Origin of the sequence: Pseudomonas triticifolii (assembly GCF_014358015.1) — a bacterium.
GTDB lineage: Bacteria > Pseudomonadota > Gammaproteobacteria > Pseudomonadales > Pseudomonadaceae > Aquipseudomonas > Aquipseudomonas triticifolii.
In genome coordinates this window covers 58519-72715 of record NZ_JACONV010000009.1, presented here as the reverse complement: position 1 = coordinate 72715, position 14197 = coordinate 58519, and the positions used below count along the sequence as shown (strand labels likewise).

Genomic DNA, 14197 nt, shown 5'->3' with positions numbered 1-14197 from the left:
CGGCGTCAGGTGATGCGTCATTCAGGCATTAATGAACCAGCATGCCGGTGAACCAGTACGCCTGGGCGTAGGTGATGCAGCCGACGATGGTGGCGAAAAACAGGCTGTGCTTGAGCGTGAAGCGGAATAGGTCCGACTCCCTGCCAACCAGGCCGGTCGCGGCGCAGGCCACGGCGATGGATTGCGGCGAAATCATCTTGCCGGTCACGCCGCCGCTGGAGTTGGCCGCTACCATCAGCACATCGCTGACGCCCAGTTGATGGGCGGTGGTGGCCTGCAGCGATCCGAACAACGCGTTAGCCGAGGTATCGGAACCGGTCAGGAATACCCCCAGCCAGCCGAGGAACGGCGAGAAGAACGGGAACGCCGCGCCTGTTCCGGCCAATACCAGCGCCAGCGTTGAGGACATGCCCGAGTAGTTCATGACGAAGGCAAACGCCAGCACCATGCCGATGGAGACAATCGCCCAGCGCAGTTCGATCAGGGTTTCCTTGAAAGTGGTCAGACCAATCTTCGGGGCGATGCGCAGCACCAGCATCGCAAGGATGGCGGAGAACAGAATCGCAGTGCCCGACGCGGCAATCAGGTCGAACTTGTACACCGCTGGCATCGCCGTGACCTTGGCAACAATCGGCGCGGTCTTCATCACCAACTGGTCCAGATGCGGCACCGGGATGTTGAAGGTAAAGGCCTGCAGAGCGCCGCCGGGCGCGAACAAGGCTTTGAACGGTTTGAGGGTCCAGATCGTGACCATGCCGGTCAGGATCAGGAACGGCGACCAGGCCTTGATGATCTGGCCGAGGCTATAAGGCGTTGCCACCGACGAGCGAGGTTTGTTGAATCCGCCCGGGCCGCCCATGATCGCAGCCGAACCGCCGCTGGTCACGACCGTGTCGGATGCGCGCTTTGGCTGCCAGACTTTCAGGAACAGCGTCAGCGAGACGATGCTGACCAGCGCCGAGGTGATGTCGGGCAGTTCAGGGCCGATGAAGTTGGACGTCAGGAACTGGGTGATCGCAAAGGTCGTGCCTGCGATCAGCGCCGCTGGCCAGGTCTCTTTGACGCCGCGCACGCCATCCATCATGAACATCAGCCAGAACGGCACGAAGATAGACAAGAACGGCAATTGGCGTCCGGCCATCGCGCCGATCTTGAATGGATCAAGCCCGGAAACCTGACCTGCCACGATGATCGGAATACCCAGCGCGCCGAACGCAACGGGTGCCGTGTTGGCGATCAGGCACAGGCCTGCAGCGTAAAGGGGATTGAGCCCCAGGCCCACCAGCAACGCAGCGGTAATGGCCACCGGTGCCCCGAAGCCCGCAGCACCTTCCAGAAACGCACCGAAGCAGAAGCCAATCAGCAGCACCTGAAGGCGCTGGTCGTCGGTGATCGACATGACCGAGCTGCGAATGATCTCGAACTGACCGCTCTTGACCGTCAGTTTGTAGAGAAACACCGCTGCCACGATGATCCATGCAATGGGCCACAGGCCATAGGCGAATCCATAGCCTGCGGCTGCCAGTGCCATGTCGCTCGGCATCTGGAAAGCGAAGATCGCCACCAGTATCGACAGCGCCAGCGTGATGCTGCCCGCGATATGGCCTTTGAGCCGGAACACGGCCAGCGCCAGGAAGAAGAACACGATCGGGATCAGTGCAGCAGCGGCGGATAGGCCGAGGCTGCCAAGCGGTGTGTAGAGCTGTTGCCATGTTTGCATGTCGGGAGGCCCCTTAATTATTTTTGGTAAGGCCCGGTGTTCTGTGTGCGCGGCTTCGATTCGACGTCGTGTTGGCGAGCGCCTGGTCGATGCTGACGATTGAATCGCACAGCTCACCAGCTCAAGTCTCTCTGTTCGAAAGGTCTTGCAGCGCGACGGAGGTTAGCCGTCTAACACTGGCATTGGATAATTGGTAATACCAATTTACAATGTCTGTTGGCTAGAGTAGTGGCCTTGCTGTTGGTGTGTCAATTTGTGTGGCCGAGACTTTTGTCGCAGACGCTTGAAAAAGGGGTGTCCGACGCGGTTTTCGGCTGAATTGGATGGGTGCCTTGATGACGGCAATCAGCCAGAATACGCGCGCCCGGCAACGAGTCGGGACGGTGGAGTAAGTGCTATGGGCTTTGATCAGGTGCGTCAGCGCCGTTTGTCCGACGATATCGTCGAGCAGCTGGAAAAGATGATTCTGGAAGGCACCCTTAAATCGGGTGGGCGTTTACCGGCCGAGCGGGCACTGGCCGAGCAGTTCGGTGTGTCGCGTCCTTCACTGCGCGAGGCTATTCAGAAACTGACGGCCAAGGGCCTGTTGGTGAGCCGCCAGGGTGGCGGCAATTATGTGGTCGAGAACATTGGCTCGACGTTCAGCGACCCGTTGCTGCATTTGCTGGAAAGCAGCCCTGATGCTCAGCGCGATCTGTTGGAATTTCGTCATACGCTGGAAGCGTCCTGCGCGTATTACGCAGCGATGCGCGCTACCGAGATGGATCGCGAGCGCCTGCGCCTGGCGTTCGAGTCGTTGCTGGATTGCTATTCGCGTGCCGATGAGGTCAGTCGGGCCGAGGAGGGTGCAGCCGATGCGAACTTTCATCTGGCCATTGCCGAAGCCAGTCACAACGCCGTGCTACTGCACACCATTCGTGGTCTGTTCGACCTGCTCAAGCGCAACGTGGTGATCAACATCGGCGGCATGTACAAGCAGCGCGCAGAAACTCGCGACATGCTCATCAAGCAGCATCGGGAGTTGTACGTGGCGATTATTGAAGGTCGTGCTGATGAGGCGCGCGAGGTGTCGAGCAGGCACCTGACCTATGTGCAGGAAGTGCTGGAAGAAGTCAGGCAGCAGGTGCAGCGCACAGCCCGGGCAGAGCGACGCAACACAATGTGATCGTGCTGGCTGTGCAGAGTCGTGGGAGCGGAACGGCGTTCCGTTTGTCCACGAAGACTGCTTTCCAGACGCAACCCTTCGACTGAACATACCGGCCCCTTCGCGGACGAGTCCGCTCCCACTGGTTGAAACCGGTTTTCAACGTGTAGGAGTGGACCGGGCGGCGCTCCGTTTGTCCACGAAGGCTGACTTCCAGACGCAACCCTTCGACTGAACATACCGGCCCCTTCGCGGACGAGTCCGCTCCCACTGTTTGAAACCGGTTTTCAATGTGTAGGAGTGGACCGGGCGGCGCTTTGTTTGTCCACGAAGGCTGACTTCCAGATGCAACCCTTTGACTGAATGCACCGGCCCCTTCGCGGACGAGTCCGCTCCCACTGTTTAGGTCGTGGGCGCAGAAACGTGGAGCGATGAGCGAAGGCTCAGTCGTCCTTGCCCTTGCTGCGCACGGCACGCTGCAGCTCACGGTCCGAGTCGCGTTCGCGTTCGGTGTGGCGCTTGTCGTATTCCTTCTTGCCTTTGCCCAGAGCAATTTCGCACTTGATCAAGTGCTGCTTCCAGTAAAGGGAGAGGGCCACGCAGGCATAGCCTTTCTGCTGAACAGACGTGATGAGCTTTTCGAGCTCGCGCTGGTTCAGCAGCAGTTTACGGGTGCGTGTCGGGTCAGCGATGACGTGCGTGCTGGCCGTCTTGAGCGGCGTGATATGGCAGCCCATCAGCCATGCCTCGCCATCCTTGAGCAGCACGTAACTGTCGACCAGCTGTACCTTGTTGGCACGCAGGCTTTTTACTTCCCAGCCAGACAGGACCAGACCGGCCTCGAACTTGTGTTCGATGAAGTAATCGTGTCGCGCCTTCTTGTTCTGCGCGATGGTCCCTGTAGGGTGTTTCTTGAGCTTAGCCATAGGGGGCGCATTATAGGGAGTTGCTTCAATGTCGGCTACGGGAAAGCGCGTGCTTGAGCACAATGGTTGAATCCCGGACAATGCGGGCTCTTTTTTGGTTGGGCGTTTCTTTAATGTCGACGGACAAGGTTTCGGTCCACGGTAGCTGGGCGAGCCGCTGGGTATTCATTCTGGCAGCCACGGGCTCTGCAGTCGGGCTAGGCAGTATCTGGAAATTCCCCTACATGGTCGGCGCTTACGGCGGCGGCGCGTTCGTGCTGGTGTTTCTGGCGTGTATCGCCCTGATCGGCGTTCCGGTCATGATGGCCGAGACGCTTATCGGTCGTCGCGCCCGCTTGAGCCCGGCCAACGCGTTGAAGACGCTGGCGGTCGAAGCCGGGCACTCGGGTCGCTGGTCCTGGGGCGCTTTCGCGGGGATGATCACGGCGCTGCTGATTCTCTCCTTTTATAGTGTGGTTGGCGGGTGGTCGCTCGACTACATCGTCGACATGGGGCGTGGCGACTTTCAGGGCGTGACACCTGATCAGGTGGGGGCTTACTTCGGTGCTGTGATCGCCGACCCTTGGCGTCTGATTTTATGGCACACCATTTTCATGTTGTTGTCGGCCGTGGTGATCGGCAGGGGCGTCGAAGCCGGCCTGGAACGCAGTCTGCGGATCATGATGCCGATGCTGTTTCTGCTGATGCTGATCCTGTTGGGCTACAGCCTGACCACAGGGCATTTCATGGAAGGCGTGCATTTCATGTTCGACTTCAACCCGGACAAGGTGCTCGACGGCCTGTTACCCGCAATGGGGCATGCGTTCTTTTCGCTGAGCGTCGGCGTGGGTTCGATCATGGTTTACGGCGCGTACATGACCAAAGGTGCTTCGATCAGCACCACCGTGGTCGGCATTGCGTTGCTCGATACCTTCGTGTCGTTGCTTGCGGGCCTTGCGCTATTCCCAATCGTTTTTGCCGCAGGTCTGAACCCGAGTGAGGGGCCGGGCCTGATGTTCGTAACATTGCCATTCGCGTTCGGTAACGTGGCGTTTGGTCAATTGATGGGTGTGGTGTTCTTTGTGTTGGTGGCGGTCGCAGCCTGGAGCTCGGCGATTTCCCTGCTTGAGCCGATGGTTGCGTATCTGGTGGAGCGCACCGGAGTTCGTCGGGGCTGGGTCACGTTCTGGCTGGCATTCAGTTGCTGGTTTGTCGGCCTCGGCACGGTGTTCTCGTTCAATATCTGGCAAAAGGCCAAGTTTTTCGTGAACGATGAAGGCGCTTTCCGTCTCTACCAATGGGGCGCAACCAGTGGCCTGGACTTCTTCGGAGTCATTGATTTCTTCACCTCGCGCATCATGTTGCCGCTGGGTGGATTGTGTTTTGTGGTATTCGCCGGTTGGGTGATGGGCCGTGAGGCGGTACGCGATGAGTTGTCGATTCGCAGTCCGCTGCTGTTCAGCCTGACGTTCTTTTTGATGCGCTACGTGGCGCCGCTCGGCATTCTTGTGGTGTTTGCCGCTCAGCTCTGGAAATGACGCTCACATGACTACGCATATTCAACGTTCTGCCCTTTTGCCGTATCCGGCTCGTTTTCTTTACGACCTGGTCAATGACGTCGCGCGTTACCCGGAGTTTTTGCCGTGGTGCTCGTCGGCGACCGTCCTGGAATCCAGCGAGGAGCAGATGCGCGCCAGCCTGGAAATCGCCAAGGGTGGGTTGAGCCAGCAATTCGTGACGCGCAACACGCTGATACCGGGCGAGTCGATCGTGATGGATCTGGTGGAAGGTCCGTTTGAGCAGTTGCACGGCGTCTGGACGTTCAAGCAGTTGGGCGACAAGGCCTGCAAGATCAGCCTGGACCTGTCCTTCGATTACGCGGGGCCTATCGTGCGCGCAACTCTGGGACCGCTGTTCAATCAGGCCGCCAATACTCTGGTGGATGCATTTTGTCAGCGCGCCAAGCAGTTGCATGTCTGACACGCTGATTTCGGTCGAGGTGGTGTATGCCGCTGTCGAGCGTCAGGTGCTGATGGCGTTGATGGTGCCGGAGGGGTCGTCAGTGCGGCAGGTGCTTGCAGCGTCAGGCATCGATCAGCAGTTCCCTGAGCTGGACCTGGCCCGTTGTGCGGTCGGTATCTTCGGTAAAGTGGTCGCCGACCCCGCGACGCGTTGCGTCGAGGCGGGAGAGCGAATCGAGATCTATCGGCCGTTGCTGGCAGATCCCATGGAAGTGCGCCGTCAGCGTGCCGCCAAGGCGCGACAGAGCAGGGCGTCATCGGCTGAATGATGGCTGAACGCAGCACACAAAAAAGCCCGGCATGCCGGGCTTTCTGTTGAGCGCTCTGAATCAGCGAGGATTGACGTCCAGAGGCTCTTGAGTCGGAACAGGTACGGTCTCGACACTGTCGACGTCTTTCTGGATCTTCTCCAGCAACGAGCCTGGTTTTGCAGGTTCTTCAGGCTGTTGTTGAGGCTGGTTTTCAGCTGGCACAGCGTTGGTGTCGCTGCCTTTGCCCAGGATTGCTTCATCACGGCTGACGCCGGGCATGAAGTCACCGGAGAGGCTGACCAGTTGATCATTACCGTTGAAAATCAGGCTGACACGCTCCTGCTGGCGTTCACCGCCACCTGGCTGCAGGCTGTACAGGTAGTCCCACCGATCAGCGTGGAAAGTGTCGGTCAGCAGTGGGTTGCCCATGATAAACCGTACTTGCCGTCGGGTCATTCCGGGGCGCAACTGGTCTATCATGTCCTGCGTGACGACATTACCCTGCTGGATGTCGATTTTGTAAACCCCGGGGAATGAACAACCGGCGAGTGCGAGCAGTCCCACGAAGGTGAAACTGGTTAGCAAGAGCTTGGTGTTTTGCATCGGTGGGCGACTTCCACTATCTTGGCTGGGACAACGTAAACCCCGATCATACCTGCATTAAGAGAAGCTGCGAAGCAGCGTCTGCGAGAAAGCTGACCATGGTTGAAAATAGCGAACTACGTAAAGCAGGACTCAAGGTGACCCTACCACGGGTCAAAATACTCCAAATGCTCGATTCTGCCGAGCAGCGCCACATGAGTGCCGAGGATGTTTACAAGGCATTGATGGAGGCGAGCGAGGATGTCGGTCTGGCCACGGTCTACCGTGTTCTGACTCAGTTTGAAGCCGCCGGGCTGGTGGTTCGCCACAACTTCGACGGTGGTCATGCTGTGTTCGAACTGGCAGATGGCGGCCACCACGACCATATGGTCAATGTGGAGTCAGGCGAAGTGATCGAATTCTTCGACGAAGAAATCGAAAAGCTTCAGAAAGCCATTGTCGAAAGACACGGCTTTGAGCTGGTGGACCACAATCTGGTGCTCTACGTGCGTCACAAAAAGGCGTAAGCACAGCGACAAAAAAGGCGACCCTCGGGTCGCCTTTGTGTTTTTCAGGGTTCAGCTTTTGGCTGTGATGACCATTTTCTTCGCGTGAGCCAGCGATTCCTTGGTCAGGTCGATGCCTCCCAGCATGCGCGCGACCTCTTCGATGCGCTCGGTCTTGCTCAGTTTCGACACCGCCGTGCGGGTGGCGTCGCTGTCTCGCACTTTGTGTACGAACAGGTGCTGATGCCCCTGCGCTGCCACTTGCGGCAGGTGAGTGACCGTCATTACCTGTCCGCGCTCGCCCAGGCGTCTCAGCAGTTGGCCAACGATCTCGGCCGTCGGTCCGCCGATGCCCACATCGACTTCGTCAAATACCAGGGTCGGCACCCGGGAGGTCTGAGCAGTGATGACCTGAATGGCCAGGCTGATCCGTGACAGCTCACCTCCAGACGCTACTTTCGCCAGCGCCTTGAGCGGTTGCCCTGGGTTGGCGCTGACCAGCAGTTCAACGTGCTCAAGCCCGTGAGGATGCGGTTCCGTACCGGGTACCGCTTTCAATTCGATCTGGAAACGCCCGCCGGGCATGCCCAGCCGCTGGATTTCCTGCTCGACGGCGCTGGCCAGTTTCGTCGATGAGGTGTGGCGCAGGTCGCTCAGTTCGCGTGCCTTTTCCTGATAATGGCGGGCAAACGCCTGCACTTCATGTTGCAGGCGCTCGATGGACTCATCGTTGGCGTTGAGCGTTTCTATTTCATCGAGCAGCTTCTGCTGCATTGTCGCCACTTCGTTAGGCTGGATACGGTGTTTGCGTGCCAGCGTGTAGATGGCGTCGAGTCGCTCTTCGAGCTGCTGCAGCCTGGCTGGATTCGCGTCGAAATGATCGAGAAAGCGATTGAGCTCTCCCATCGCCTCTTCCACCTGAATCTGGGCGCTGGACAACAGATCAGTGGCTTCGCACAGCGCCGAAGGTGAGTTGTTCACGCTGCCCAGTCGATGCAGGCTGGCGGTCAGGGCGTTGAGCACATTGCCGGAATCGCTTTCGCTGCATTGCTCGACCACCTGACGGCAAATGCTCAGCAGGCTCTCGGCATTGGTCAGGTTCTTGTGTTCCTGTTCGAGCTGTTCCAGTTCATTTTCGCCAAGGCTCAGGCTTTCCAGCTCTTCCAGCTGATAGCTGAGCAACTGATGCCGTGCGCGTTGTTCGTCGCCCGAGTTGGAAAGACGCTCAAGCTCCTGACGGGTCTGACGCCAGCGTTGCGCAGCAAGATTGACCTGGCGCGCCAGATCGGTCGCACCCGCATACTCATCGAGCAGCCGACGATGAGTGTCGGTCTTCAAAAGAGACTGATGTTCGTGCTGGCTGTGGATGTCGATCAGCAGCTCGCCGAGCGCTTTCAGATCCCCCTGAGGGCAGGGCGATCCATTGATGTAGGCGCGTGAGCGGCCTTCGGCAGTAATGACCCGGCGCAAGATGCAGGGCCCGTCGTTGTCCAGGTCGCGCTCCTTGAGCCAGGCCTGTGCCTCGGGAATGTCGTCCAGGTCGAACGTGGCCAGGATATCGGCCTTGTCGGCACCCGGGCGCACGACGCCGCTGTCGGCACGGTCACCCAGTGTCAGGCCCAGCGCGTCGAGCATGATCGATTTGCCAGCGCCGGTTTCGCCAGTGATTACGCTCATGCCCCGATCAAGTTCGAGATCGAGGTGTTCGACGATGGCGTAGTTATGTACGGAAAGGTGCACCAGCATTGAGCGGCTCCCGAGCGGTTTGTCTGGTTATTTATACAGTGTTTTATTCGCTCCTGACAATGCCCCGATTTAGCTCGATTTGATTGGTGTTCGCCGTTTTTTAGTACTTGCAGTGATGGCGGTGGATTTTTTCCGCGGCTCGATTCCCCATGTTTTTGTGAGGAAATGCACACATCCAGTGTTCATGACCCTTGAAGCGGAAAAATCCGATCCCATATAGGGGGCAGAAGCGCGAGTTAGGATCGCGGACGTTTTTAGAGGAGAACACTGATGGCTGACGAACAGAATCTGGATGCGCAGAGCCAGGACCAGGCTGCCGAAGCAGGCGCGGGTGACGAGTTGACGACCCGCGTGCAAGTGCTCGAAGAGCAACTGGCTGCCGCGCAGGACCAATCCCTGCGAGTGGCTGCGGATCTGCAGAATGTCCGCCGCCGTGCTGAACAGGATGTTGAAAAGGCTCACAAGTTTGCGTTGGAGAAATTTGCCGGTGATCTATTGCCGATCATCGACAGCCTGGAGCGGGGTATCGAGTTGTCCAACCCGGACGACGAGAGCATTCGCCCGATGCGTGAAGGCATCGAACTGACCTTGAAGATGTTTCAGGACACCCTCAAGCGTTATCAGCTCGAAGCCGTAGACCCGCATGGTCAGCCGTTCAGTGCCGAACAGCACCAGGCAATGGCCATGCAGGAAAGTGCAGATGTAGAGCCCAACACGGTGCTCAAAGTGTTTCAAAAGGGTTACCAGCTCAATGGTCGTTTGCTGCGCCCGGCCATGGTCGTGGTCAGCAAGGCACCATCGCCTGTTACGCCGTCAATTGACGAGCAGGCTTGAAATCAGCTGTAAGGCCCCCATTTACAGGTCAAGCGTTTAAGAGCTACCGCAATTTGTAAACGCAGTTGCGGCAACCAAATCAAAGTTTCGGGAGAGTCAAGATGGGCAGAATTATCGGTATCGACCTGGGGACAACCAACTCCTGCGTCTCCGTTCTGGAAAACGGCAAAGCCAAGGTCATTGAGAATGCTGAAGGTGCTCGCACCACGCCTTCGATCATTGCCTACGCAAATGATGGCGAGATCCTGGTCGGCCAGTCCGCAAAGCGTCAGGCCGTGACCAATCCGCACAACACGCTGTACGCAGTAAAGCGTCTGATCGGTCGTCGTTTTGATGAAGAAGTCGTTCAGAAAGACATCCAGATGGTCCCTTACAAGATCGTCAAGGCTGACAACAGCGACGCCTGGGTTGAAGTGAATGGCCAGAAAATGGCGCCTCCTCAGATTTCCGCTGAAATCCTGAAAAAGATGAAGAAAACTGCTGAGGACTACCTCGGTGAAGCAGTTACCGAAGCGGTCATCACCGTTCCGGCTTACTTCAACGACAGCCAGCGTCAGGCCACCAAAGATGCTGGCCGTATTGCTGGTCTGGACGTCAAGCGCATCATCAACGAGCCTACCGCTGCTGCATTGGCTTACGGTATGGACAAGGCGAAAGGCGACCACACTGTCATCGTTTATGACCTGGGTGGCGGTACGTTCGACGTCTCGGTTATCGAAATCGCTGAAGTCGATGGCGAGCACCAGTTCGAAGTGCTGGCAACCAACGGCGACACCTTCCTGGGTGGTGAGGACTTCGACATTCGTCTGATCGACTACCTCGTCGAAGAATTCAAGAAAGAAAGCGGCATGAACCTGAAGGGCGACCCTCTGGCGATGCAGCGTCTGAAAGAAGCTGCAGAAAAGGCCAAGATCGAGCTGTCTTCCAGCATGCAGACCGACGTCAACCTGCCGTACATCACCGCAGATGCGACCGGTCCAAAGCACTTGAACGTGAAAATCTCCCGTTCAAAGCTGGAATCGCTGGTTGAAGACCTGGTTCAGCGCACCATCGAGCCTTGCCGTACTGCGCTGAAAGATGCCGGTATCGACATCGGTGCGATCAACGACGTGATTCTGGTCGGTGGTCAGACGCGTATGCCACTGGTTCAGAAAAAAGTTACCGAGCTTTTCGGTAAAGAAGCCCGTAAGGACGTTAACCCGGACGAAGCCGTTGCCATGGGTGCTGCCATCCAGGGCGCTGTGTTGGCCGGTGATGTGAAAGACGTTCTGTTGCTCGACGTCAGCCCGCTGACCCTGGGTATCGAAACCATGGGCGGTGTGATGACTGCACTGATCGAGAAAAACACCACGATTCCTACCAAGAAATCCCAGGTGTTCTCGACTGCCGATGACAACCAGGGCGCGGTGACGATCCATGTGTTGCAGGGTGAGCGCAAGCAAGCCGGTCAGAACAAGTCTCTGGGCAAGTTCGACCTGGCCGAGATTCCACCGGCTCCGCGTGGCGTGCCACAAATCGAAGTGACCTTCGACATCGACGCCAACGGCATCCTGCACGTCGGCGCGAAAGACAAGGCAACCGGCAAGCAGCAGTCCATCGTGATCAAGGCGAACTCCGGTCTGTCCGAGGAAGAAATTCAGCAGATGGTTCGTGATGCTGAAGTCAACGCTGAAGAAGACCGCAAGTTCGAAGAGCTGGCCTCTGCCCGTAACCAGGGTGATGCGCTGGTCCACTCGACTCGCAAGATGGTCGCCGATGCAGGCGACAAAGTGACTGCTGAAGAAAAGACTGCAGTGGAAGCTGCAGTGGTCGCTCTGGAAGCCGCCATCAAAGGCGACGACAAGGCTGCCATCGAAGCCAAGGTCGAGGAGCTGTCCAAGGTTTCCGCACCAATCGCTCAGAAGATGTACGCCGAGCAGGCCGAGAATCCTGAAGCAGCGGCCAAGCCTGCAGAAGATTCGACCAAGGCTGATGACGTTGTTGACGCCGAGTTCGAAGAAGTGAAAGACCACAAGTAAGCGCAGGCTCACTTGAAACCCGGTTGACCTCTTTCGAGCGGTGGCTGGTAGGATGTCGCCGCGCGGGAGCTTGCTCCCGCGTTGGCGTGTCTGGAACAAGCAAAAATTCCGGTGTGTGGGTCTGTCCCGCACGCCCTGTGGCAAGATCGCGATGCTCCTGCGTGGCGACTCGTTCTGCCGCTTTCTCGGTCGGGTATTCCTGGCTGTTGAACGAAGACCAGGATCGTTGAATCGACGTGAGTTGGGTCCGGGCCTGTATGGGGCTCAACGAGTTTGGCAAGGCTCAGGAGAGTTTTGCCGGACGTCCTCAAGAGTGCGGAAGAATTATGGCAAAGCGTGATTATTACGAAGTGTTGGGAGTGGAGCGAGGCTCCAGTGAAGCGGACCTGAAGAAGGCCTATCGCCGTCTGGCGATGAAGCATCACCCTGACCGTAACCCTGATGACAAAGCGTCGGAAGAGATGTTCAAAGAGGCCAACGAGGCCTATGAAGTCCTGTCCGATGCCAGCAAGCGCGCAGCCTACGACCAGTACGGTCACGCCGGTGTCGACCCGAGCATGGGTGGCGGTGGCTTTGGTGGTGGTGCGGGCGGTGCGAATTTCTCCGATATCTTCGGTGATGTATTCAGTGACTTCTTCGGCGGTGGTCGCGGTGGCGGCGGCGGTCGTGGCGGTGCCCAGCGCGGCAGCGACCTGCGCTATACGCTGGAGTTGAACCTGGAGGAAGCCGTTCGCGGTACCACGGTCAGCATCCGTGTGCCGACGCTGGTCAATTGCAAACCCTGCGATGGCAGCGGTGCGAAGAAGGGTTCCTCGCCGGTTACGTGCCCGACCTGTGGTGGTATCGGTCAGGTGCGCATGCAGCAGGGCTTCTTCTCTGTGCAGCAGACCTGCCCGCGTTGCCATGGTCACGGCAAGATCATTTCCGATCCGTGCGATTCGTGCCACGGCGAAGGTCGTGTCGAAGAGTACAAGACGCTGTCTGTCAAAGTGCCGCCAGGTGTCGATACTGGCGACCGCATTCGTCTGTCGGGCGAAGGCGAGGCGGGTGTTCAAGGTGGCCCTACCGGCGATCTGTACGTTGTGATCAATGTGCGTGAACACGACATCTTTCAGCGCGATGGCAAGCACCTGTTCTGCGAAGTGCCGATCAGCTTTACCGATGCAGCATTGGGTGGCGAGCTGGAAGTGCCGACCCTTGATGGTCGCGTCAAACTGAAGATCCCTGAAGGGACTCAGACCGGTAAGCAGTTCCGCCTGCGTGGCAAGGGTGTTGCGCCCGTGCGTGGTGGGGGTGCTGGCGACCTGATGTGTCGTGTGGCGGTAGAAACGCCGGTGAACCTGAGCAAGCGTCAGCGCGAGCTGCTTGAAGAGTTCCGCACATCGCTTGAGAACGACGAATCCCATTCTCCCAAGGCCAGTGGCTGGTTTGAGGGTGTGAAGCGGTTCTTCGGCGATTTGTAAGGCTATCTAAGGAAAACGGCATGCGACGTATTGCAGTAGTAGGCGCCGCCGGGCGCATGGGCAAGACCTTGATCGAAGCGATTCAGCAGGCGCCTGGCGCCGGGTTGACTGCTGCGATCGACCGTCCTGACAGTACGCTGGTCGGCGCGGACGCGGGTGAGCTGGCAGCGCTGGGGCGTATTGGTGTTCCGCTGTCCGGCGATCTGGCAAGAGTGGTCGACGAGTTCGACGTGCTGATCGACTTTACGCACCCCTCGGTAACACTGAAAAACCTTGCGTTCTGCCGCAAGGCGGGTAAGGCGATGATCATCGGCACAACCGGGTTCAGCGTTGAAGAAAAGCAGCGGCTGGTCGAGGCGGGCAAGGAGATCCCGATCGTGTTCGCCGCCAATTTCAGTGTCGGTGTGAACCTGTGCCTGAAGCTGCTCGATACTGCAGCCCGGGTTCTGGGCGATGACGTCGACATCGAGATCACTGAAGCGCATCACCGTCATAAGGTCGACGCGCCGTCAGGCACGGCGTTGCGCATGGGTGAAGTGGTGGCCAGTGCTCTGGGTCGTGATCTTGAAAAGGTTGCGGTCTATGGGCGTGAAGGGCAGGCCGGTGCGCGTGATCGTCAGAGCATCGGCTTTGCAACGATTCGCGCGGGTGACGTGGTCGGTGATCACACGGTGCTGTTCGCTGCTGAAGGTGAGCGTGTCGAGATCACTCACAAGGCGTCCAGTCGCATGACCTTCGCCAAGGGTGCTGTCAGAGCTGCGATGTGGCTTGATGGCAAGGCGCCGGGCCTTTATGACATGCAGGACGTGCTGGATCTGCATTGATCGATGCACTTGTGGTTATCGGGCCGGATTTCGTACAGGGTGCGGGATTCGGCCTCTTGCCAACTGTCGCTGATCGAAAAACTGTCGCATTTCCCCGCATTTGAGGCACATTGGTGGTAGACCAAAATGGGCCTTTTCTGTAAGCTACAGCTTTAGTGTGTCCACTAAAAGCGCGCAGATGAT

General features: G+C 58.1%; 13 protein-coding genes. 9 read left to right on the top strand and 4 right to left on the bottom strand.

The features are described from left to right. Positions 1-28: 28 nt before the first annotated feature. Positions 29-1720, bottom strand: a complete 1692-nt coding sequence (locus tag H8S56_RS14135) for a lactate permease LctP family transporter (RefSeq protein WP_024689137.1) — start codon at positions 1718-1720, stop codon at positions 29-31. A 397-nt stretch (positions 1721-2117) separates the two neighbouring features. On the opposite strand from H8S56_RS14135, the gene H8S56_RS14130 reads away from it, so the two are divergent. After that, positions 2118-2885 (top strand): GntR family transcriptional regulator, encoded by a 768-nt coding sequence (locus tag H8S56_RS14130; protein ID WP_024689138.1) that lies wholly within the window; start codon positions 2118-2120, stop codon positions 2883-2885. Between the two features lie 422 nt (positions 2886-3307). Here the strand turns inward: H8S56_RS14130 and smpB are convergent, their stop codons facing one another. Beyond that, positions 3308-3790 (bottom strand): SsrA-binding protein SmpB, encoded by a 483-nt coding sequence (gene smpB, locus H8S56_RS14125; RefSeq protein WP_024688902.1) that lies wholly within the window; start codon positions 3788-3790, stop codon positions 3308-3310. A 113-nt stretch (positions 3791-3903) separates the two neighbouring features. Between smpB and H8S56_RS14120 the strand changes: the two genes are divergently transcribed. The 3 genes from H8S56_RS14120 to H8S56_RS14110 are packed head-to-tail and all read left to right on the top strand — an operon-like array spanning position 3904 to position 6059. After that, positions 3904-5307: a sodium-dependent transporter gene (locus tag H8S56_RS14120; RefSeq protein WP_187518980.1), complete on the top strand. Its 1404-nt coding sequence runs from the start codon at positions 3904-3906 to the stop codon at positions 5305-5307. Between the two features lie 7 nt (positions 5308-5314). Further along, positions 5315-5749: a type II toxin-antitoxin system RatA family toxin gene (locus tag H8S56_RS14115; protein WP_024688904.1), complete on the top strand. Its 435-nt coding sequence runs from the start codon at positions 5315-5317 to the stop codon at positions 5747-5749. Further along, positions 5742-6059, top strand: coding sequence for an RnfH family protein (locus H8S56_RS14110; RefSeq protein ID WP_024688905.1), 318 nt, complete (start codon positions 5742-5744; stop codon positions 6057-6059). The genes H8S56_RS14115 and H8S56_RS14110 overlap by 8 nt, the downstream gene beginning before the upstream one ends. Positions 6060-6119: 60 nt before the next feature. Here H8S56_RS14110 and H8S56_RS14105 read toward each other — a convergent pair whose 3' ends face one another. Next, positions 6120-6644, bottom strand: a complete 525-nt coding sequence (locus tag H8S56_RS14105) for an outer membrane protein assembly factor BamE (protein ID WP_187518979.1) — start codon at positions 6642-6644, stop codon at positions 6120-6122. Positions 6645-6742: 98 nt separating this feature from the next. Between H8S56_RS14105 and fur the strand changes: the two genes are divergently transcribed. Further along, complete coding sequence (gene fur, locus H8S56_RS14100) at positions 6743-7150, top strand: ferric iron uptake transcriptional regulator (protein WP_024688907.1); 408 nt, start codon at positions 6743-6745, stop codon at positions 7148-7150. A gap of 51 nt (positions 7151-7201) precedes the next feature. Here the strand turns inward: fur and recN are convergent, their stop codons facing one another. Then, positions 7202-8875 (bottom strand): DNA repair protein RecN, encoded by a 1674-nt coding sequence (gene recN, locus H8S56_RS14095; RefSeq protein ID WP_024688908.1) that lies wholly within the window; start codon positions 8873-8875, stop codon positions 7202-7204. A 270-nt stretch (positions 8876-9145) separates the two neighbouring features. Here recN and grpE point away from each other — a divergent pair, with 270 nt between their 5' ends. From grpE to dapB, 4 genes are all read left to right on the top strand, one after another. Further along, the gene (grpE, locus tag H8S56_RS14090; RefSeq protein WP_024688909.1) at positions 9146-9709 is read left to right on the top strand and encodes a nucleotide exchange factor GrpE; all 564 of its coding nucleotides are present in this window, start codon (positions 9146-9148) and stop codon (positions 9707-9709) included. Between the two features lie 65 nt (positions 9710-9774). Beyond that, a complete protein-coding gene (dnaK, locus tag H8S56_RS14085) occupies positions 9775-11727 on the top strand; it encodes a molecular chaperone DnaK (protein ID WP_268946023.1) in 1953 nt (650 codons plus the stop codon). Positions 11728-12053: 326 nt separating this feature from the next. Continuing rightward, the gene (gene dnaJ, locus H8S56_RS14080) at positions 12054-13190 is read left to right on the top strand and encodes a molecular chaperone DnaJ (protein WP_024688911.1); all 1137 of its coding nucleotides are present in this window, start codon (positions 12054-12056) and stop codon (positions 13188-13190) included. A gap of 20 nt (positions 13191-13210) precedes the next feature. Then, complete coding sequence (dapB, locus tag H8S56_RS14075; RefSeq protein WP_187518977.1) at positions 13211-14014, top strand: 4-hydroxy-tetrahydrodipicolinate reductase; 804 nt, start codon at positions 13211-13213, stop codon at positions 14012-14014. Positions 14015-14197: the final 183 nt, after the last annotated feature.